This window comes from Trujillonella humicola (assembly GCF_046233715.1).
In the GTDB taxonomy this organism is placed as follows: Bacteria; Actinomycetota; Actinomycetes; order Mycobacteriales; family Geodermatophilaceae; genus Trujillonella; species Trujillonella humicola.
The window spans coordinates 1-19,991 of record NZ_JBJNRJ010000074.1 but is presented as its reverse complement, the minus strand read 5'-3'; the positions used below and the strand labels follow the sequence as shown (position 1 = coordinate 19,991).

General features: G+C 76.8%; 20 protein-coding genes. 13 read left to right on the top strand and 7 right to left on the bottom strand.

The genetic code is table 11. The features are described 5' to 3' along the window. Nucleotides 1-351: 351 nt before the first annotated feature. Nucleotides 352-1,188 (bottom strand): alpha/beta fold hydrolase, encoded by an 837-nt coding sequence (locus ACK586_RS23410; protein ID WP_409332929.1) that lies wholly within the window; start codon nt 1,186-1,188, stop codon nt 352-354. A gap of 174 nt (nt 1,189-1,362) precedes the next feature. Here ACK586_RS23410 and ACK586_RS23405 point away from each other — a divergent pair, with 174 nt between their 5' ends. Genes ACK586_RS23405 through nudC form a run of 6 tightly spaced genes read left to right on the top strand, consistent with a single transcriptional unit; the run spans nt 1,363 to nt 9,035 of the window. Then, nucleotides 1,363-2,775: a dipeptidase gene (locus tag ACK586_RS23405; protein ID WP_409332928.1), complete on the top strand. Its 1,413-nt coding sequence runs from the start codon at nt 1,363-1,365 to the stop codon at nt 2,773-2,775. After that, entirely contained in the window at nt 2,772-4,379 is a 1,608-nt protein-coding gene (locus tag ACK586_RS23400; protein WP_409332927.1) for a serine/threonine-protein kinase, read from the top strand. Before ACK586_RS23405 ends, ACK586_RS23400 begins: the two co-directional genes overlap by 4 nt. A gap of 17 nt (nt 4,380-4,396) precedes the next feature. Beyond that, a complete protein-coding gene (locus ACK586_RS23395) occupies nt 4,397-5,296 on the top strand; it encodes a DUF2510 domain-containing protein (RefSeq protein WP_409332926.1) in 900 nt (299 codons plus the stop codon). Nucleotides 5,297-5,341: 45 nt separating this feature from the next. Beyond that, nucleotides 5,342-6,652, top strand: coding sequence for a M16 family metallopeptidase (locus tag ACK586_RS23390; RefSeq protein WP_409332925.1), 1,311 nt, complete (start codon nt 5,342-5,344; stop codon nt 6,650-6,652). Continuing rightward, entirely contained in the window at nt 6,649-8,025 is a 1,377-nt protein-coding gene (locus tag ACK586_RS23385; RefSeq protein ID WP_409332924.1) for a M16 family metallopeptidase, read from the top strand. Before ACK586_RS23390 ends, ACK586_RS23385 begins: the two co-directional genes overlap by 4 nt. Then, nucleotides 8,022-9,035: an NAD(+) diphosphatase gene (gene nudC / locus ACK586_RS23380; RefSeq protein ID WP_409332923.1), complete on the top strand. Its 1,014-nt coding sequence runs from the start codon at nt 8,022-8,024 to the stop codon at nt 9,033-9,035. Before ACK586_RS23385 ends, nudC begins: the two co-directional genes overlap by 4 nt. A gap of 7 nt (nt 9,036-9,042) precedes the next feature. Here the strand turns inward: nudC and map are convergent, their stop codons facing one another. Beyond that, entirely contained in the window at nt 9,043-9,813 is a 771-nt protein-coding gene (gene map, locus ACK586_RS23375) for a type I methionyl aminopeptidase (protein ID WP_409332922.1), read from the bottom strand. 62 nt (nt 9,814-9,875) lie between these two features. Between map and ACK586_RS23370 the strand changes: the two genes are divergently transcribed. Continuing rightward, nucleotides 9,876-10,148: a helix-turn-helix transcriptional regulator gene (locus tag ACK586_RS23370; RefSeq protein WP_409332921.1), complete on the top strand. Its 273-nt coding sequence runs from the start codon at nt 9,876-9,878 to the stop codon at nt 10,146-10,148. A 6-nt stretch (nt 10,149-10,154) separates the two neighbouring features. Here the strand turns inward: ACK586_RS23370 and ACK586_RS23365 are convergent, their stop codons facing one another. From ACK586_RS23365 to ACK586_RS23355, 3 genes are all read right to left on the bottom strand, one after another. Beyond that, nucleotides 10,155-10,748 (bottom strand): nucleoside/nucleotide kinase family protein, encoded by a 594-nt coding sequence (locus ACK586_RS23365; RefSeq protein WP_409332920.1) that lies wholly within the window; start codon nt 10,746-10,748, stop codon nt 10,155-10,157. A gap of 62 nt (nt 10,749-10,810) precedes the next feature. Next, nucleotides 10,811-11,461 (bottom strand): ANTAR domain-containing protein, encoded by a 651-nt coding sequence (locus ACK586_RS23360; RefSeq protein ID WP_409332919.1) that lies wholly within the window; start codon nt 11,459-11,461, stop codon nt 10,811-10,813. Between the two features lie 127 nt (nt 11,462-11,588). Next, nucleotides 11,589-11,852, bottom strand: coding sequence for a mycoredoxin (locus ACK586_RS23355; protein WP_409332918.1), 264 nt, complete (start codon nt 11,850-11,852; stop codon nt 11,589-11,591). A 138-nt stretch (nt 11,853-11,990) separates the two neighbouring features. On the opposite strand from ACK586_RS23355, the gene ACK586_RS23350 reads away from it, so the two are divergent. From ACK586_RS23350 to ACK586_RS23325, 6 genes are all read left to right on the top strand, one after another. Continuing rightward, a complete protein-coding gene (locus ACK586_RS23350) occupies nt 11,991-13,985 on the top strand; it encodes an ATP-dependent helicase (RefSeq protein WP_409332917.1) in 1,995 nt (664 codons plus the stop codon). 199 nt (nt 13,986-14,184) lie between these two features. Beyond that, complete coding sequence (locus tag ACK586_RS23345; protein ID WP_409332916.1) at nt 14,185-14,439, top strand: hypothetical protein; 255 nt, start codon at nt 14,185-14,187, stop codon at nt 14,437-14,439. A gap of 134 nt (nt 14,440-14,573) precedes the next feature. Continuing rightward, complete coding sequence (locus ACK586_RS23340; protein WP_409332915.1) at nt 14,574-14,918, top strand: WhiB family transcriptional regulator; 345 nt, start codon at nt 14,574-14,576, stop codon at nt 14,916-14,918. 44 nt (nt 14,919-14,962) lie between these two features. Beyond that, the gene (locus ACK586_RS23335) at nt 14,963-15,277 is read left to right on the top strand and encodes a hypothetical protein (protein WP_409332914.1); all 315 of its coding nucleotides are present in this window, start codon (nt 14,963-14,965) and stop codon (nt 15,275-15,277) included. A 101-nt stretch (nt 15,278-15,378) separates the two neighbouring features. After that, complete coding sequence (gene dapA, locus ACK586_RS23330; protein ID WP_409332913.1) at nt 15,379-16,242, top strand: 4-hydroxy-tetrahydrodipicolinate synthase; 864 nt, start codon at nt 15,379-15,381, stop codon at nt 16,240-16,242. A 151-nt stretch (nt 16,243-16,393) separates the two neighbouring features. Next, complete coding sequence (locus tag ACK586_RS23325) at nt 16,394-17,227, top strand: CPBP family intramembrane glutamic endopeptidase (RefSeq protein ID WP_409332912.1); 834 nt, start codon at nt 16,394-16,396, stop codon at nt 17,225-17,227. Here the strand turns inward: ACK586_RS23325 and ACK586_RS23320 are convergent. Then, nucleotides 17,217-18,539, bottom strand: coding sequence for an ABC1 kinase family protein (locus tag ACK586_RS23320; RefSeq protein ID WP_409332911.1), 1,323 nt, complete (start codon nt 18,537-18,539; stop codon nt 17,217-17,219). The two genes, ACK586_RS23325 and ACK586_RS23320, sit on opposite strands and share 11 nt — an antisense overlap. Nucleotides 18,540-18,588: 49 nt before the next feature. Beyond that, nucleotides 18,589-19,758, bottom strand: a complete 1,170-nt coding sequence (locus tag ACK586_RS23315) for a ThiF family adenylyltransferase (RefSeq protein WP_409332910.1) — start codon at nt 19,756-19,758, stop codon at nt 18,589-18,591. Nucleotides 19,759-19,991 lie beyond the last annotated feature (233 nt).

The window sequence follows — 19,991 nt, the reverse complement described above, 5'->3', positions numbered from 1 at the left end:
GGTCCAGGCCCCAGCGTCAGACTGAGCTACGGGATCGTGTCCCAGGCGGGGAACCGACGTCGGCGGGCGGCCCGACCACATTTTCACGCCTGCCAGGCGCCACCGGTAGGGACAGGAAGACTGAGCTGAGTCGCCGAGGCCCCGAGCGCCGGCCCATCGACGCGGCGACCTGCCGGCGGCGGCGCGCGACGGGTGGGGACGCGGAGGTGACGCCCGCCGGGGTGACGGTCCCGGCGTCGCGCCCGGGCTCTGTCGTCCCGCATCCACCCGGTCCGGCTGATGGCGGGCACCCGCCGTCGACCGGCCCACCGACCGGCCCGCAGCCCCGGCGAGGTGGCGCGGCCGGCCGGTTCAGCTGGAGGCGATCCGGTCCAGGATCGCGCGGGCCAGCGCCTCCGGTGCCTCCTCCGGGATCCAGTGGCTGACCCCGGGCAGCTCCACGAACCGGTAGTCGCCGGTCACGTGCGCGGCACAGGCCTCGGCCGCGGTCCGGCCGATCGCCACGTCGGCGTCGCTCCAGACGTAGGTGGTGGGGACGGCGACGTCGTCCACCGGGGTGGAGGAGCTCATCGCCCGGTACCAGTTGAGCGCCGCGGTCAGCGCGCCCGGCGCCGAGAGGACCGCGACGTACTCCTCGACCGCCTCCTCCGGCACGACGCCGCCGAACATCCGACGCAGCCGGCGGGCGCCGTCGGCGAGCAGCACCTCCTCGGCCTTGCCCTCCTGCCAGAACAGCCGGATGTAGGCCGACCGCTCCTGCTGCTCGGGGTCGCTGCGCCAGGCGGCGGTGAAGGCGGTCGGGTGCGGCACCGACACCGCGGTCAGCGAGCGCACCCGATCGCCGTGCCACGCGGCCAGCGCCCAGGCGGCGTTCGCGCCCCAGTCGTGCCCCACCACGTCGGCGACCGGCGCGTCGAGCGCGGTCATGAGGTCGGCGGTCACCTGCGCGAGGTTGGTCATCGCGTAGGCCCCGACCTCCGCCGGGCGCGCGCCGGGGGAGTAGCCGAGCTGGTCGACGGCGTAGGTGCGCAGCCCCGCCGACGTCAGCAGCGGCGTCACCGCCGCCCACGACAGCGAGGTCTCCGGGAAGCCGTGCAGCAGCAGCACCGGGCGGCCGTCCTCGGGGCCGTCGGCCCGCACGTCGAAGGTGAGGTCGCCGACGTCCACGCGCTGCAGCCCTGCGGTCATGCTCCGCACGCTAGTGCCGTCCGCGGGGCGTTGCCCCCGGCGCGGCCACTCCGCGCGCGGGGGTGGCCGGGGGACGGCCAACGCTGCGGCCCGGCAGCCAACGCTGCGGCCCGGCGGCCCGGCGCCGTCCGCGGGCCACGGCGTCCGCCGGGGCGCCCCGTTACGGTCGCAGGCGTGACCAGCCCCGAACGCGCGTTCGTGCGCGCCCACCGCGACGAGCTGCACGCCGACCTCGACGCCTGGCTGCGCATCCCGTCCATCTCCGCCGACCCCGCGCACGCCGGCGACGTCGCCCGCAGTGCCGAGTGGCTGGCCGGGGCGCTGCGCCGCACCGGGTTCCCCACCGTGGAGATCTGGCCGACCCCCGGCGCCCCGGCGGTCTACGCCGAGTGGCCCTCGGGCGACGCCGGTGCACCGGTCGCGCTCGTCTACGGCCACCACGACGTGCAGCCGGTCGACCCGGTGTCGCTGTGGGAGCACCCGCCCTTCGAGCCCACCCTCGTCGAGGGACCCGACGGACCCGAGTTGCACGCCCGCGGCGCCATCGACGACAAGGGCAACGTCGCGTTCCACCTGCTCGGCATCCGCGCGCACCTGGCCGCCACCGGCCGCGACACCCCCGCGGTCACGGTGAAGCTGCTCGTCGAGGGGGAGGAGGAGTCCGGCTCCCCGCACTTCGCCGGGCTGCTGCGGGAGCGGGCCGACCGGCTGGCCTGCGACGTCGTCGTCGTCAGCGACACCGGCATGGTCGCCCCCGACGTGCCCAGCGCCGTCGTCGGCATGCGCGGGCTGGCCGACGCCGAGATCACCCTGCGCGGCCCCGCGGTCGACCTGCACTCCGGGTCCTTCGGCGGCGGCGTGCCCAACCCGCTGCACGCCATGGCGGCGCTCCTCGCGGCGCTGCACGACGAGCAGGGCCGGGTCACGCTGCCCGGCTTCTACGACGCCGTCCGGCCGCTGTCCGACCGCGAGCGCGAGCTCATGGCGCGGGTGCCGTTCGACGAACAGGCGTGGCTCGCCGGCCCCGCCGCCTCCCGCGCGACCGCCGGCGAGGCCGGCTACAGCACGCTGGAGCGGATCGGCGCCCGGCCGACCGCCGAGGTCAACGGGATGTGGGGCGGGTACACCGGCCCCGGCCACAAGACGATCATCCCGGCCGAGGCGCACGCCAAGCTGACCTTCCGGCTGGTCGCCGACCAGCGCCCCGAGGACGTCGCGGCGCAGGTGCGCGCCTGGGTGGACCAGCACCTGCCCGAGGGCATCGAGGCGGAGGTGCACACCCCGCCCGGTGGCGTGTCGCCGTGCGCCAGCGACCTCGACTCCCCGGCGATGGCCGCGCTGCTGACCGCCATCGCGCAGGCCGCCGACCGCGAGGCCGCCGACGTGCTGTTCACCCGCGAGGGCGGCAGCGGGCCCGAGGCCGACCTGGTCGACGTCCTCGGTGCGCCGCTGCTGTTCCTCGGCGCCGGGCTGCCTACCGACCGCATCCACTCGCCGAACGAGCGGGTGCTGCTGCCGATGCTGCACCGCGGCGCCGAGGCCGCGGCCCACCTGTGGCGGGAGCTCGCCGCGGTGCCGCGCCGGTGAGCCCGGCGATGGAGGGCTGGTCCTTCGGGCCGTACCGCGTCCTCGGCGAGCTCGGCCGCGGCGGCATGGGGCAGGTGCTGCGGGCGCACGACGCCGAGCACCAGCGCGACGTCGCGCTCAAGCTGCTGCCCGCGCAGTGGGCCGCCGACGAGCACTACCGCGAGCGGTTCCGCCGCGAGGCGCAGATCGCCGCCCGGCTCAACGAGCCGCACGTCGTCCCGATCCACCGGTACGGGGAGATCGAGGGGCAGCTGTTCCTGGACATGCGGCTGGTCGAGGGGGAGGACCTCGGCTCGCTGCTCGCCCGCTGCGGCACGCTGCCGCCGGCCCGCGCCGTCGACGTGGTGGGGCAGGTCGCCCGTGCGCTGGACGCCGCGCACGCCGGCGGCCTCGTGCACCGCGACGTCAAGCCGTCCAACGTGCTGCTCGTCGGGCGTGCCGACGGCGGCGACCTGGCCGGCTCCGCGCCGGGCGACGACTTCGCCTACCTCGCCGACTTCGGCATCGCCCGGGTGGCCGACGACGACGGCACCGGTCCCGGGCTCACCGGCACCGGGCTGGCGGTGGGCAGCACCGACTACATGGCACCCGAGCGCTTCACCCGCGAGCCGCTGGACGGCCGGGCCGACGTGTACTCGCTGGCCTGCGTGCTGTTCGAGCTGCTCACCGGCCGCCGTCCCTTCGCCCCCGGCGACCCGATGGGCCTGATGTACGCCCACCTGCACGAGGAGCCGCCGGCGCCGTCCGCCCTCCGCCCGGGGGTGCCGCCGGCGCTGGACGCCGTCGTCCTGCGCGGGCTGGCCAAGGACCGCGGGCAGCGCTGGCCGACCGCCGGTGCCATGGCCGCCGCGGCCCGCGAGGCGCTGACCGGCAGCGGCGTGCCGGTCCCGGCGCCGGACGGCGACCGCACGGCCATCACCGCACTCGCCTGGGACGGCGCCGACCGGCCGGCCACCCGCCACCAGGCCGTCGCCGTCGCGCCGCCGACCGTGGTCGGCGCCCCCGCCCCCGAGACGCCGGGCCCGCGCCGCCGCAGCCCGTTGCCCTGGGTGCTGGTCGCCCTGACGACGGCGGTCGCGGTCGGCCTCGCCGTCTGGGCCGTCGTCCTCGATCGCCGGGCGGCCGCCGCCGCGGACGACGTCACCGAGGCCGCCGACCGGCTGATCGCCCTGGCCCTGCCGGTCGGCGTCACGCCGGGCGACTGCAGCGCCGAGGACCCCGGGAACGGCCAGCTGCTCGTGCTCACGTGTCCCGACGGGGACGAGGACTCGGGCCTGCCCGACGGCCTGTACCGGGTCCACGCGGCCGACGGCGGGGAGCAGGCGCTGCAGGCGGAGGTCGAGGCCCGCGGGCTGGCCCGCCTCGAGGACACGTTCCGCTGCGGGTCGACCGACACGCCGCAGGGCTGGCTGCGGCTGACCGACTTCGACGACGCCGAGCTGGGGTCGCTGGCCTGCTACGTCGACGAGGAGGGCGACGCCGTCCTCGCCTGGACGTGGGACGACCTCGGCAGCTTCTCCGCCGTGGAGCTGCGCGGCGGCGGGGAGGAAGGGTTGCGGACGCTCCGGAGCTGGTGGGGCAGCAACGCCGATCGCGGCATCTGATCTCCTACCCTGGCCCCGTGACCGGACCTGGCGAGCCCACCGCGCCGGCGGGCTGGTACCCCGACCCCGACGGCGCCCCCGGCATGGTGCGCTGGTGGAACGGCCTCGGCTGGTCCGACGTCACCACGCCGGCCGGCCCCGGGGTCGCGGTGCAGTCTCCCCACTCCGTCGCTCCGGCCACCGGCACGACGGTGGCCCCCGCCCGCCCGGTCACCTGGGCGCCGGCCGGTGCGCCACCCCCCGGCCGCAGCAAGGCGGCGTGGTGGGTCGGGGTCGGCGTGCTGGCCGTGGTGCTCGTCGTCGTCCTCGCCACCCTGGTGGGGCGCGGCGGCGGAGGCGACCAGGGCGCAGCTCCGGCGACCGCCGATCCGGCGCCGCCCTCGGGCAACGCGTTCCCGCCGGGCACCGTGCGCATCGTCGACCAGGCCGCCGGGATCGCCTACCCGTACCTGGGCGACGGCTGGTTCGAGTACGACATGTTCCCGGTCTCGGAGACCACCGAGACGGCGGGGCAGTACTTCGTCACCCAGGAGCAGGTGCCCTCGGGCGGCAACTTCATCGCCCAGTGCACCTCCGGGCCGCTCGCGCCGGAGTTCGGCTACGCCGGCCCCGGCAGCCTCGCGGCCACGCTGCAGCAGGTCGCCGACAGCGCCCGGGTCAACTACTACCCGGCGCCCAACCAGCAGCAGATCCGCCGCGACGAGGCGCTGACCGTGGACGGGGCGCCGGCCCACCTCGTCGAGTTCCAGCTCAGCTGGGACGTCGAGGGCTACGAGGCCACCGGCGAGCGCGCGGCGCTGCTGCTGGTCGACGTCGGCCGCGCCCAGCCGGCCCTGCTCTTCCTGTCCATCCCCAACACCCATGCCGAGCTCTACGGCGTCATCGACCAGGTCATCGCGTCCGTCGACGTGCTCTGACATCGCGGTGCGGTCCGGAGAGCCGCAGGGGCATAGGGTCGGAGCGTGACAGCAGCTGGGGCCGACCTCATCCTCCGGCACCCGGTGCAGCGCTTCCGCCTCGACAACGGCCTGCGGGTCGTCCTGGCGCCCGACCGCAGCGTGCCGGTCGTGGCCGTGACCGTCTTCTACGACGTCGGCATGCGCAACGAGCCCGAGGGCCGCACCGGATTCGCCCACCTCTTCGAGCACCTGATGTTCCAGGGATCCGCGCACGTCCCCAAGATGGAGCACGCCCGGCTGGTGCAGGCCGCCGGCGGCACCTTCAACGGGTCGACGCACCAGGACTACACGAACTACTACGAGGCGCTGCCCGCCGAGGCGCTCGAGCGGGCGCTGTTCCTCGAGGCCGACCGCATGGCCGCGCCGGCGATCACCGCCGAGAACCTGCGCAACCAGATCGACGTGGTGAAGGAGGAGATCCGGGTCAACGTGCTCAACCGGCCCTACGGCGCCTTCCCCTGGCTGCAGCTGCCGCAGGTCGCGTTCGAGAGCTTCGCCAACACCCACGACGGCTACGGCTCCTTCGTCGACCTGGAGTCCTCCACCGTCGACGACGCCGCCGACTTCTTCCACAAGTACTACGCGCCGGGCAACGCCGTCCTGTGCATCGGCGGCGACCTCGACGTCGCCGAGACCGAGCGGCTGGTGCAGCGCTGGTTCGGGGCCGTGGAGGCGCGGGACTTCCCGCCCACCCCGCCCACCGGGGAGCCCTCGCCGACCACGGTCCGCTCCGCCGTCGTCGAGGACCGGCTGGCCCCCGCGCCCGCGGTCGCGCTCGGCTGGCGGGTGCCCGACCCGGTCGGCGACCTGGACACCTACCTCGGCACGGTGCTGCTGGCCGAGCTGCTCAGCGAGGGCGACGCCTCCCGCCTGGAGCGCCGGCTGGTGCACGACGACTCGCTGGCCGTCGCCCAGAGCAGCTACGTCGGGCTCTTCGGCGACCCGTTCGACGTCCGCGACGCCACGCTGCTCACCACCCAGGTGCACCACCCCGCGACCGTCGCCGTGGACGACGTCGTCGGCGCCGTGCACGAGGAGATCGCGAAGGTGGCCGACGAGGGCGTCGGGACCGAGGAGCTGACCCGCGTGCAGGCCCGGGCCGAGGCCCAGCTGCTGCGCCAGGCCGACAGCGTCCTCGGCCGCACCCTCGGCTTCGCCGCCGCCGAGCTCGTGCACGGCCGCGCGGAGCTGGCCGGAGAGCTCGCGGCCCGCCTGGCCGCCGTGACCCCCGAGCAGGTGCGCACCGCGGCCCGCGGACTGGACCCCGGCACGGTCGCGGTCCTGACGCTCGAGGCCACGGGAGGACGGCGATGACCTCGGTGCTCGACCTCGACCTCGTCCCGCCGCTCGGCGAGCCCCGCCCGCAGCCGGAGCTCGCGGTCACCGACCGGACGCTGCCCACCGGGCTGCGGGTGGTCGTCGTCCCGCGTCCGGGTGTGCCGCTGGTCGAGCTGCGGCTGCGCGTTCCCTTCGCCGCCGGGTCGGCGCGCGCCGCCGCCCAGCACGCGGCCCGCGCCTCGGTGCTCTCCGGCGCCGTGCTGCTGGGGACCGAGCGGCACGACCAGACCGGGATCGCCCAGCTCGTGCAGGCCCAGGGCGGCGAGCTGGTGGTCTCCACCGACCCCGACCGCGTGCTGTTCTCCACCACCCTGCTGACCGAGGGCCTGACCCCGGTCCTCGACGTCCTCGCCGAGCTGCTCACCGCCGCCACCTACCCGAACGCGCAGGTGGAGGCCGAGCGGGCGCGGGTGGCCGAGCGGATCGCGATCGCGCGTTCCCAGCCGGGGGTCATCGCCCGCAGCGCACTGGCCGAGCGGCGCTACGGCGCCCACCCCTACGCGCTGCAGCTGCCGGCCCCCGAGCAGGTGGCGCTGGTGCGCGCGACCGCGCTGCGCAAGCTGCACCGGGAGCGGCTGGTCCCCGCGGGCAGCACGCTGGTGCTCGTCGGCGACCTCGACCCCGAGGCCGCCGTCGACGCGGTCGGCACGGCGCTGGGGGACTGGGCCGGCGAGGGGTCGGCGGTGACCGCCCCCGCGGTTCCCGAGCAGGGGCGGACGGCGCTGCAGGTGGTCGACCGCCCCGGCGCGGTGCAGTCCAACGTGCGGCTGGGCGGGCCCGCCCCGCGGCGCACGGACCCGGACCTGGCCGCCGTCCGCCTGGCCAACATGGTCTTCGGTGGCTACTTCTCCTCCCGGCTGGTGGAGAACATCCGGGAGCGGCGCGGCTACACCTACAGCCCCCGCAGCTCCGTGGACCACCTCGCCGCGGCGTCGTCCTTCCTGGTCGAGGCCGACGTCGCCACCGAGGTCACCGGGCCGGCGCTGCTGGAGACGGTGTACGAGCTCGGGCGCATGGCGCTGCTGCCGGTCACGGAGGCCGAGCTCGACGGCGCCCGCCGCTACGTGCTGGGCAGCATGGCCCTGTCGACGGCGACGCACGCCGGCCTGGCGAGCACCGTCTCGGCGCTCATCGGCGCGGATCTCGCCCCGGAGTGGCTGGCCGAGCACCAGCGCGCGCTCGCCGCGGTCACCGTCGAGGAGGTGCAGGAGGCGGCCCGCCGCTACCTCGCACCCGACGGGCTCACCGCGGTCGTCGTCGGCGACGCCGGGCGGATCGCCGACCCGCTGCGCGTACTCGGCCCGGTGGAGGTCGCCGCGCCCACCGAGCCGCCCGCGGACGGCGCGTGACGGTTCCCACCGGCGGGAGCACCCCGGCCGACAACCCGCCGCCCGAGGCCCGGGCGCCGGAGACCCGGGAGCCGGACGCCCCACCTCCCGACGCCCGACCTCCCGACGCCTGGGGCGACGACACCCGCGCGACGACCGGGATCACCCCGGTCCTCTCCCGTTCCGCGCACGACCGCGGCCACCTCGCCCGGTCGCTGCCCGACCCGGCGGGCGGACGGCCGGTCCGCGTGCTCACCGTCGACCCGCGCGGCGCCGTTCCGGTGCAGCGGTCCGCCGGCCGGCCGCGGCTCGTGTGGGCCGAGCAGCCGGCCCTGCCGGCCGGGTCGGTGTACCTCGGGGAGGCCGACGGGGTGCCCTACGCCGCGCTGCGCGGCGAGCGCGCGCTCACCGTCGACGGCGCGGGGGTCGACGGCTGGCACGACCTGCGCGAGCTCGGCGCCGACCTCGACGACCTCGACGCCGGACTCCTCGCGCAGGCCGTCGGCATCCTCGAGTGGCACACCCGCGCGCGGTTCAGCCCGCTGTCCGGCTCGCCGACCACCATCGAGAAGGCCGGCTGGGTGCAGCGCGACCCGGTCACCGGCGCCGAGCTGTTCCCGCGCACCGACCCGGCGGTGATCATGCTGGTGCACGACGGCGGCGACCGGTGCGTGCTGGGGCGGCAGGCGGTCTGGCCGCCGGGCCGCTTCTCGATCCTCGCCGGGTTCGTCGAGCCGGGGGAGTCCGCGGAGGGGGCGGTCGCGCGGGAGGTGCTCGAGGAGGTCGGCGTGCAGGTGACCGACGTCCGGTACGTGGCCAGCCAGCCGTGGCCCTTTCCGCAGTCGCTGATGCTGGGCTTCACCGCCCGGGTCGACGGCGACCCCACGCTGCGGCTCGACCCGACCGAGATCGAGGAGGCCCGCTGGTTCACCCGCGACGAGCTCCGCTCAGGCGAGGGCCCGCGGGCCCTGCCGCCGCCGGTGTCGATCGCGCGGAACATCATCGACCGCTGGGTGGCCGGCGAGCTCTGACCGCCGGTCAGCGCGGGGGCAGGGTGAGCACCTCCGCGCCGTCGTCGGTGATCGCGATCGTGTGCTCGCTGTGGGCGGTCGGGCAGCCGGTCGCGCTGCGCAGCGTCCAGCCGTCGGCGTCGGTGACCAGTTCGTCGGTGTCGGCCATGACCCACGGCTCCAGCGCGAGCAGCAGCCCCGGTCGCAGCCGGTAGCCCCGCCCGGGGCGCCCGTCGTTCGGGACGTGCGGGTCCTGGTGCATGGTCGACCCCACGCCGTGCCCGCCGAACTCGGTGTTGACCGGGTACCCGGCCCCGCCGAGGACGGCTCCGATGGCGGCGGAGAGGTCGCCGACGCGGGCCCCCGGGCGGGCCGCGGCGATGCCGGCGGCCAGCGCGCGCTCGGTCGCGCCGATCAGCGCGGTGCTCTCCGGCGACGTCGTGCCGACCACGAAGCTGATCGCCGAGTCGGCCACGACGCCGTGCAGTGAGACGGCGAGGTCGAGCGACAGCAGGTCCCCGTCGGCCAGCGTGCGGTCGTGCGGCAGACCGTGCAGGACGGCGTCGCCGACCGACGTGCAGATGTGGTGGCCGAAGGGCCCCCGACCGAAGGACGGCGCGTAGTCGACGTAGCAGGACCGGGCGCCGGCCGCGTCGATCATCTCGCGGGCCCACCGGTCGACCTCCAGCAGGTTCGTGCCGACCGCGCAGCGGCCCCTCAGCGTCTGCAGGATGCCGCCGACCAGGGCGCCGGCCGCCCGCGCGCGCGGCAGCTCCGTCGGGGCCAGGATCTCGATCACGCGGTACCTCTCACCGGGGGACAGCTGTTCCGGTAAGACTATCCCGGTATTAGTATCGGCCCGTGGTCAGGACGCCCCTCACCCCGGCGGAGGTCGAACGCGGTCGACGGCTGGGCGCGCTGCTCCGCCGCGCGCGGGGCGGGCGCTCGATGCTGCAGACCGCGCTCGACGCCGGTGTCTCGCCCGAGACGCTCCGGAAGATCGAGTCCGGCCGGGTGGCCACGCCGGCCTTCCCGACGGTCGCGGCGATCGCCGGCGTCCTCGGGCTGTCCCTCGACGCCCTCTGGGCGGAGGTCGGCGGGGCCGGCGGGGCCGGGGGCCGGCTCGCCTCCTGACCCGGGTCACGACGCCGTGCCGAACCGCCCCCGCAGGACCAGCGCCGGGTGGTCGGGGGAGTCGGCGAGCACCACGGCGTCGGCCAGGGCGGCGGGGTCGACCTCGTCGTCGTACCGGTCGAAGGCGGGCAGCTGCCAGGCCTCGCCCGCCGGCGTCCGCCGCAGCCGCGCGGCGGGTGCGACGCGCAGGTGGACGACGACGTCGAAGGCCAGCCCGACCCCCTGCAGCAGCGCCCCGGCGACGAGGACGACCCCGCCCGGCGGCAGCGGGCGGCGGGGCACCCGGGCGGCCCGGTCGCGGTCGACGTCCCACAGCACCGGCAGGTACTCGCCGCTGCCCCCGGGGCCGAGCGGGTCGAGCACCTCCCGCGCGAGCGCGCCGGTGTCCAGCCAGTCGGTGTAGCGCGCGTCGGGGTCGGTCCGGCCGTGCTCCAGCCGCAGGGACGCCGGCCGGTAGAAGCCCGGCGCCGGTACGACGGCGGCGGGGCGCCCCAGCGCGGGGAGCCGATCGGCGACCGCCGAGGCCAGCCCGGCCGGGTCGGCGGCGTCCGGGCCGTCGACGGCGACGCGCAGCGCGGTGGCCCCGGGTTCGGGCGGCACCCCGGCGAGCAGCGCGGCGAGCCGGTCGGCCAGCCCGCCGGGGGTGACCGGTTCGGGTCGGGTCAGGAGCGGCCGTCCCCCGCGACGACGGCGCCCGAGCGGGTGCGTGTCCGCCGACCGCCGCCGGCGCGGGGTGCCGGCGGCCGGGCGGTCGCCTCGGCGGGCGGGTCCGAGGGGCCGGCGGCCGGCGGGACGGCCGGGCGCTCGTCGAGACCGGCGAGCACCTCGCGGGCCAGCTCGTGCACGGGTCGCCCGCTGCTGCGGGCCTCGCCGCGCAGCAGCTCGAAGGCCGAGCGCGGGGTGGTGTGGTGCCGCTCGGCGAGCACGCCGATGGCCCGCTCGGTCGCCACCCGGGCGGCCAGGGCGTGCTCGAGCTGGGCGACGGTGCGCTCGACGGCGGCCAGCCGGGCGTCACGCGGGTCGGCCTCGGGAGCGGGGGCGGACGCCGCCGGACCGCGCGCGGCGCGGCGGGCGGTCCGGTCGAGCTCGGGCACCACGCCGGCGGCCTCGGCGAGCAGGTCGGCCAGCGACAGGCCCTCGAGCAGGTCGCCGACGTCGGCGGAGCCCTGCGGCGCGACCACCGACCACCCGCGCTCGGTGCGCACCACCATGACCGGCGAGACGGCGGTGGCCCCCCCGGTGGCCCCGCCGGCGGCGCCCGCGGCGTCCGGGCATCCGGAGGCACGGCGCGCGTGCCCGAGACGGTTGCTCACGTGACGACCTCCGGGGCCGGACGGGGATACGCGGGTGCACGCGGCCGCCGCGGTGCGGGCCGTGCGGACACCGATGATGCACCGTCCCCCGGCGCTCGCGGGGGACCGCCGCCCCGATGCCGGGGTCTCAGGCGCCGGGCAGCTGCGCGAGCTGGGCCTTCACCTGGTCGATGCTCGGGTTGGTCAGCGCTGCGCCGTCGGCGAAGACGAGCGTCGGCACGGTGCGGTTGCCGCCGTTGGCCGCCATGACGACGTCGGCGGCGCCCTCGGTCACCTCGATGTCGACCTCGGCGAAGTCGATGCCCTCGCGCTGCATCAGCTTCTTGAGCCGGTTGCAGTAGCCGCACCAGGTGGTGGTGTACATGGTCACGGCGGCGGTCGCGGCGCTCATCGAGGGGGTCCTCCGGGGTGCGGGCGTGGTCATGAGGGGGTTCGGGTCCGGGACGGTTCCGCTGTCCCGCTCTCGCAACACCGCCCGGTTGTGGATGCTTCCCCGGGCCCGTCGCACCCGGCTGGGAGGATCGGGGACGTGACCGAGGGACAGCGCGGCGGGGAGGCGGTGCTCGCCGGCCTGGACGACGAGCAGCGGGCGGCGGCCTCGGCGGTGAGCGGGCCGGTGTGCATCCTGGCCGGTGCGGGCACGGGGAAGACCCGCACCATCACCCACCGCATCGCCTACGGGGTGCACGTCGGCGCGTTCGCGCCGGAGGCCGTGCTGGCCGTGACGTTCACCGCCAGGGCGGCCGGCGAGCTGCGCACCCGCCTGGCGTCCCTGGGGGTCGGCGGGGTGCAGGCGCGCACCTTCCACGCCGCTGCCATGCGCCAGCTGCGCTACTTCGCCCCGCAGGTGCTGGGCGGCCCCATGCCGCCGCTCATCGAGAACAAGCTGCGGGTGGTGGGCAGCGCCGCCGCCCGGCACCGGCTGACCACCGACCGCACCAGCCTGCGCGACCTCGCCAGCGAGATCGAGTGGGCCAAGACCACGCTGGCCACGCCCGAGGACTACCCGGCCAAGGCGGCGGCCGCCGGCCGCGAGCCGCCGTTCGAGGCCGCCGCCGTGGCCCAGGTCTACGCCTCCTACGAGGCCGCCAAGCAGCGTGACGGGGCGCTGGACTTCGAGGACCTGCTGCTGGTCACCGCCTACGCGCTGGAGGAGCACCAGCAGGTCGCCCGCCAGGTCCGCGCCCAGTACCGGCACTTCGTCGTCGACGAGTACCAGGACGTCAACCCGCTGCAGCAGCGACTGCTCGACGCCTGGCTCGGCGGGCGCGCCGACGTCTGCGTCGTCGGTGACCCGAACCAGACGATCTACTCGTTCACCGGCGCCGATCCGGACTACCTGCTCGGCTTCGCCGACCGCTATCCCGACGCCGAGGTGGTCAAGCTCGAGCGCGACTACCGCTCCACGCCGCAGGTCGTGGGGCTGGCCAACAAGCTCATCGGCCAGGCCCCGAGGCGCAAGGGGCTACCCGGTCTGCGGCTGCTCGGTCAGCGGGCGGAAGGCCCGGCGCCGCGGTTCGCCGAGCACCCCGACGAGCCGGCCGAGGCCGCCGCGGTCGCTGCCGCCTGCCGGGCGCTGGTCGACGCCGGCACCCCGGCGGCGGAGATCGCGATCCTCTTCCGGATCAACGCCCAGTCCGAGGTCTACGAGAACGCGCTCACCGACGCCGGTGTGCCCTACGTCCTCAAGGGCGGCGAGCGGTTCTTCGAGCGCCCGGAGGTGCGGGAGGCGGTGCTGCTGCTGCGCGGCGCCGCGGCCGGTGGCACGGAGCCCGGCGCCCTGGTGCCGACGGTGCGGGACGTGCTCGCCTCGACCGGCTGGGTCGAGCACCGGCCCCCGGCCGGCGGGGCGGCGCGGGACCGGTGGCAGTCGCTGTCGGCGCTGGTGGACCTCGCGGTGGACCTCGTCGCCGAGAACCCGTCGCTGGACCTGACCGGCTTCGTGTCCCACCTGGCCCAGCGGGCCGACGCCCAGCACGCGCCCACGGTCCAGGGCGTCACGCTGGCCTCGATGCACGCGGCCAAGGGGCTGGAGTGGGACGCGGTCTTCGTCGTCGGCCTGGTCGACGGCGTCCTCCCGATCTCCCAGTCGCTCGCCCGGCCCGACGCCGTCGAGGAGGAGCGCCGGCTGCTGTACGTCGCGGTGACCCGGGCCCGCGAGCAGCTGACCCTGTCCTGGTCGCTGGCCCGCAACCCGGGTGCGCGGCGCAGCCGGCCGCGCAGCCGCTTCCTCGACGGCCTGGCGCCCGACGCGGCCGCGGCGGTGCCGGCGCGGAAGCCGAAGAAGGCCAAGGTCGTCCTGGACGGTGCGGCGGGGGAGCTGTTCGAGAAGCTGCGTGCCTGGCGCAGCTCGGCGGCCCAGGCGGCCTCGGTGCCGGCCTACGTCGTCTTCCCCGACGCGACGCTGCAGGCCATCGCGGAGACCCGCCCGGCGACGCTGCGCGAGCTGGCCGGCCTGCCCGGAGTCGGCGCCCGCAAGCTGGAGCTCTACGGCGAGGACGTGCTGGCGACCGTCGGCGAGTGAACGGGGACACATCGTCCCGACGCGGCGGCGCCGATCCGGCCCGTCCCGCGTCCGGTGGACGCGTCCGCTAATTGCGTTGACCGCGCTCGGCGGCCGCCCCTACTGTCCTGATCGCGCCCGGGGAGAGCCTCGGGTGCGCACCAGATCCGGTGCCGCCGACCACGGCCGCACCGCGTCCCCGGGAGGAGGGGTGGCACAGATGAGCAGCACGTCCTGGACGACCACCCCGGCCCTCTCTGCCGGGGCCCTCGGCGCGCGTCCGGCCACCGGCACCTGCGCCGTCGCCGCCACGCCGCCCGCTGCCACCCCGGCTCCGGTGTACGGCACCCGTGTGCCCTCCGCCCGCCTGCGCGTCCTCACCGGCGGCATGCCGTTCGGCGCCGGCACCGATGAGCAGCACATCCAGAACGAGTCCACCTTCGGGATCCACTCCCCGGGCAGGCCGCTGAGCTAGCGCTCACCGGACCTCCTCGAGGCCGCGGAACCCGAACCCGGGATCCGCGGCCTCCGTCGTTTCTGCGGCACCCGGCCCGATCCCAGGTCGGCGAACCCGCCGGCCGCAGACGACCAGTACGAGGAGGAGCGGCAGTGCAGTCGACCCTGATCCGCCCGACGTCCCACCGCCGACCCGGGCTCCCCCGGACCGGTGGCAGCACCCCCCGTCAGCCGCAGGCGCCCCTGGCGCCGGCGCCGGTGCGACGGCCGCTGCCGTGCCGCGAGGACGACCGCGACCTGTGGTTCGCCGAGCGGCCCGAGCAGCTCGAGATGGCCAAGGCGCTGTGCGCCGACTGCCCGGTCCGCGACGCCTGCCTGGCCGGCGCCCTCTCGCGCGGCGAGCCGTGGGGCGTCTGGGGCGGCGAGATCTTCGAGCGCGGGGCTGTCATCGCCCGCAAGCGGCCGCGGGGGCGTCCCCGCAAGGTCGTGGCCGCGTGAGCGGCAGGGCGGATGGCCGCGTGAGCGGCAGGGCGGATGGCCGCGTGCCGCAGGACCACCCCGCCCCCCGCCGCTCGCAGGCTCGCGGCGGGTCCCTGCCGGGCGGGCGCACCGGCACGAGCACCGACACCACCCACCGACCACCGCGACGGACCCTGTCGCGGGCGGTCGCCCTCCGGAACGAGGCGATCCAGATGTACGGCTACGAGTACGACCTGGCCTGTGACCGGCTCGCCGAGCTGCGGTCGCAGGCCGACGCGGCCGGGCGGCTGCGCCGGCTGCGGGCCGCCCGCCGCTGGGCGCGGCGCGCCGAGTACGCACGGCTGCGGGCCGCGCGGGCCAGCGCCGCCGTCCGCTGACGGCGGCAGGCGGCGGGGAGGCCCCCGTCGAGGCCGGTCCCGGACGCTCCCCGGTGCGTCCCGGGACCGGCCTCCCGCCCCCCGGCGGATAGCCTCGGTGCGTGCCGCCCTTCGGTCCCGTCCTCACCGCCCTGGTCACCCCGTTCGACGCCGACGGGCGGATCGACGAGGACGCCTTCGTCGCCCTCCACCGGCACGTCTGCGCGAACGGCTCGGACGGGGTCGTGGTGTGCGGCAGCACCGGGGAGGCCCCGACGCTCTCCGACGCCGAGCACCTGCGGCTGATCGAGCTGGCGGTGGGGGAGCGCCCGGCAGGCACGCAGGTGATCGCCGGTACCGGCTCCAACGACACCCGCCACGCCTGCGAGATGACCGCCCGCGCCACCGAGCTCGGTGTCGACGGCGTCCTGTCGGTCACGCCGTACTACAACAAACCGAACCGCCGCGGGCTGCTGGCCCACTACCGCGAGGTGGCCCGGAGCACCGACCGGCCGGTGCTGCTCTACAACATCCCGTCGCGCTCGGTCGTCGACGTGCCCAACGAGCTGCTCGCCGAGATCGGGCGGAGCGCGGAGAACATCGTCGGCGTGAAGCAGGCCAACGACGCCAACCTCGCGCCGATCGACGGGCTGGATCTGTACGCGGGCAACGACGACACCTTCGCCCGCGCCCTCGACCTCGGTGCCGTCGGCGGGATCCTCGTCGCCAGCCACCTCGTCGGCCCGCAGATGCGGCGCATGGTGACCGAGCCCGGGCAGCGGGCGGAGATCGACGCCACCCTGCGCGACCTCTACGCCGCGCTGGCCGTCACCACGAACCCGATCGGGATCAAGCGCGCGCTGCAGCTGCTCGGCCACTGCTCGGCCGGCCTGCGGCTGCCGCTGGTGGAGGCCGACGAGGCCGAGACGGCCGTCGTCCGCGCTGCGCTGGAGCGGCACGGCCTGGTGGGAGCCGCCGCCGGGTGAGCGCCCGGCCCCGGGACGACGACGGTGTGACGGCCGCACCGCGCCGAGCCGCGGGGCGATCGGCGCCGGGCCCGGCCCGCGCGCTCCGGTCCCCACCGGGACCCCGATGCCGGTGCGGGCCGGCATCGAACGACCCGAACGGAGGACCGGCGTGCAGCGAGCCGCCGTCTTCGCCGTGCTGGCGGTCAGCCAGTGGGCGCCGTGGATCCTCGCCGGTCTCGGGGTCGCCCCCGTGGGAGCGGCGGTGGCAGGTGCCACGCTCTTCGCGGCCGCGGTGTGGTGGGCGGTCCGGCGGACCGAGCCAGGAGTGCGGACGTCGTGGGGTCTCTCGCCCGCTCGACCCGCCGGCCGGCTGCTCGCCACCGGCGTCCTCGGCGGCACCCTGGCCTACCTCGCGGTGTTCGTCGTCCGGTGGTGGGGCGGCCGCGGACCAGCGACCGGTGTGCACGCCGCCGACGTCGTCCCCGTCGTGGTCACCGGTCTGCTCGTGGCCGGCTACCAGGCGTTCTCCGAGGAGGTCGTCTTCCGCGGTGCGGTCTTCACGCTGCTGCCACCGTCGGTGTCCGTCCGCGCGGCGGTCGCCGTCTCCACGGCGCTGTTCGTGCTGTTCCACGCGCCGCGGTGGCCGGACCTGATGTCCGGCCCGTACGCGCTGCACCTCGTGCTGGCCGGGCTGGCGTTCGCTCTCGCCTACGTGCGCACCGGGTCGTTGTGGCTGGGGATGGGACTGCACGCCGGGTGGAACGTCGGCGCCTACCTGCTCCGGGAGGGCGATCCGGCGCTGCTGCGGCTCACCGGGGCGCTGCCCGAGGGGTGGGCCGGGTGGAGCAGCTGGGCCGGCGTCGCCGGCAACGCGGCCCTGCTGCTGCTCGTGCTCCTGCTGACCCGGGATCGCGTCGACCGGCCCGGGGCCGGTCGCGTCCGCACCGGGCGCGACGGCGGCCCTCGCACCGGCACGGGCAGGGAGCGGCCGGTCAGCCGGTGAAGCCGGGCAGCCACTCCTCGAGCACGGCGCGGAAGTCCCCGGCGGCGTCGAGCTGGCACAGCACGCCGATCGACCCCATCGTCACCCGGTGGATGAGCAGGTAGGCCGGGGGCAGGTTCAGCTGGCGGCCCAGCCGGCTGGCCTCGTTCCGGGGGTCGCCGACCCGCGCCGCCTGCTCCTGCATCCAGGCGCGGGTGAAGTGGAAGTGGCCGGTCTCGATCGGCGCGAGCAGCGGTCGCAGGTAGTCGAGCACGCCCTGGGCGTCGACCTCGATGCCGGTGCGGATGAAGCCCTCGGCGCGCAGGTCGACCAGGACGTCGTCCGCCCGGCCCTGCAGCGCCCAGCGCAGCAGCCGGCCGATCGGCTCGGGGTGCCCGTCGGGCAGCCGGGCGGTGGCGCCGAAGTCGATCACCCCGAGCCGGCCGTCGCGGGTCAGCCGGAAGTTGCCCGGATGCGGGTCGGCGTGCAGCAGCCCGGCCCGTTGCGGCCCCGAGAAGTGCAGCTCGGCCATGAGGAGGCCGGCGCCGTCGCGCTGCTCGCGGGTGCCGTCGAGGATGATCCGCGACAGCGGGATGCCCTCCAGCCACTCCGACACGATCACCTTGGGTGCGCTGGCCACCACCCGGGGGACGACGATCCGCGGGTCGCCGGCGTAGGCGGCGGCGAACTGGCGCTGGGCGTCGGCCTCCAGCCCGTAGTCCAGCTCCTCGATCACGCGGGCCTTGAGCTCGGCGATCAGCGGCTTGACGTCCATGCCCGGGAACATCCCCGCGAACAGGCGGGCGAAGCGGGCCAGCTGGTTGAGGTCGGCCATGAGCGCCGTCGCGGCGCCGGGGTACTGGATCTTGACCGCGACGTCGCGGCCGTCGCGCCAGGTGGCCCGGTGCACCTGGCCGATGCTGGCCGCGGCGGCCGGGGCGTCGTCGAAGTGCCGGAACCGCTCGCGCCACTTCCCGCCGAGCTGCTGGGCGAGCACCGCGTGCACGGTGCGCACCGGCATCGGCGGCGCCTCCTCCTGGAGCTTGACCAGCGCCTCGCGGTAGGGCGCGGCGACCTCCTCGGGCACCGCCGCCTCGAAGACCGAGAGGGTCTGGCCGAGCTTCATCGCCCCGCCCTTGAGCTGGCCCAGCACCGCGAACAGCTGCTCGGCCGTGCGCTGCTGCAGCTCGGCGGTGACCGCTTCGGAGGACTGGCCCGACAGCCGCTTGCCGATGCCCAGCGTGGCGCGGCCGGCGGCGCCGAGGGGGAGGGAGGCCAGGCGCGCGGTGCGGGCCATCGAGCCCCGGGGGATCCCCTGCTCGCTGTCGGGCACGTGTCCTCCTCGCTGTCCCCCGCAAGCAGGGGTGCCCCCAGCTCGTCGGTCACGGCGCTCGCAGGTCGTCGTCGCGGAGGAGGTCCTCCGCCCGCCGCTCCACCGACCATTGTCCCCGCCCGGCTCCCCGTGTGCCGGGTGCGGGTGCGTGCGCGTCCCCCGAAGGGGTCCCCACCGGGGTGCCGAGGCAGCCGCACTGGGCGTGGGCCGGCCACCGACGGCGGGCGGGGACGAGGTCGGGCACCCGCAGCTCGACGGTCGCCCCGAGCGTCGCGGGAGCGCCGCTGCCGTCGAGGTAGGCGAGCACCTGCTGGGCTGCGGTCAGCGCCGTCAGCAGGCTGGTGACGGTCGAGCCCCCGGCCGGGACCTCCCCGGCGGTGAGCTGGGCGGCCAGTGCCGGCCACGCCGGGTCGGCGTCGCGCCGGTGCAGGTCCGCGCACCGCAGGCAGCTGCTGCGGCCGGGCACCACGAGCGGGCCGACCACACCGGTCTCCCCCCGGACGGTGGCCACCAGGTGCACCGTCCCCGCCCGCTGCAGCCCGGCCACGAGCGGGTCGGCGGCCGCCCAGGGGGCGGTCAGCACCACCAGGTCCGGCGCCGTCCCCTCCGGTGGCGGACGGACGTCGGCCAGCGGGCTGGCCCGGCGGACGGCGTCGGCGGCGGCCAGCGCCCGTGGCCGTCCTTCGTCGGCGGCGGTCAGGCCGCCGACGACGGCGTCCGCGGCGGTGGCCACGCCGCGGTCGCGGACCCCGACGCGCCCCACGCCGCTGGCGGCCAGGACCGCGGCCAGCGGCACCCCGACCCGCGTGGCGCCCTCGACGACGACGGACGCGCGACGGCGGGCCGCCCACCGCGCCCGGCCGGCCGAGGGCGACCGCACCGCCGGCAGCTCGGCGGCGGTGCGCGCGGCGGCGGCGGGGCCGGCGTCGGCGGCCAGGAGATCGGCGGGGTCCAGGTCCACGAGCAGGCCGGTCGCCCGCAGCCCGTCGAGGAGCCCGCCGACGGCGGCCGGGTCGAAGCCCGCCTCGGCCGCGTCGGCCAGCACGAGCCGCTGCGGCCGGCGGCCGTCGAGCCCGCGCAGCAGAGCGGTCAGCTCCGCGGCTCCCGGCTGGACGAGGAGCCCCTCACCGGTGTCCACCCCGCCCACCTGGACGGCGTCGGCGGTCCGGCGCAGCAACGGGGTGGTCGGGGGGAGCAGCGGGTGGGCGGCGTCGGACACGCGCGGCAGCCTGACACCGCCGGCCGGTCCGGTCCGCCGTCGTCCACAGGGCGCTGCCCGGGCCGGGACGCCGACGGCGGCGCCCGCCGTGCGGGACGCCGCCGTCCTGGCCCCCTCGCAGGGCCCCGCCGCGAGCTAGTGGTCCCCGTCGTTGAAACATCGGGGGTCTGAGATCCAGGCGGTGGGGTCGTTGAGGTAGAGGCCGCAGGCGCAGTCGAGGGCTTCTTCGGCGG

Coding starts and splice junctions, on each gene's coding strand:
- ACK586_RS23355 (WP_409332918.1), bottom strand. CDS start 11,852: ATGAGCGCCGCGACCGCCGCCGTGACCATGTACACCACCACCTGGTGC.
- ACK586_RS23345 (WP_409332916.1), top strand. CDS start 14,185: ATGAGCAGCACGTCCTGGACGACCACCCCGGCCCTCTCTGCCGGGGCC.
- ACK586_RS23410 (WP_409332929.1), bottom strand. CDS start 1,188: ATGACCGCAGGGCTGCAGCGCGTGGACGTCGGCGACCTCACCTTCGAC.
- ACK586_RS23385 (WP_409332924.1), top strand. CDS start 6,649: ATGACCTCGGTGCTCGACCTCGACCTCGTCCCGCCGCTCGGCGAGCCC.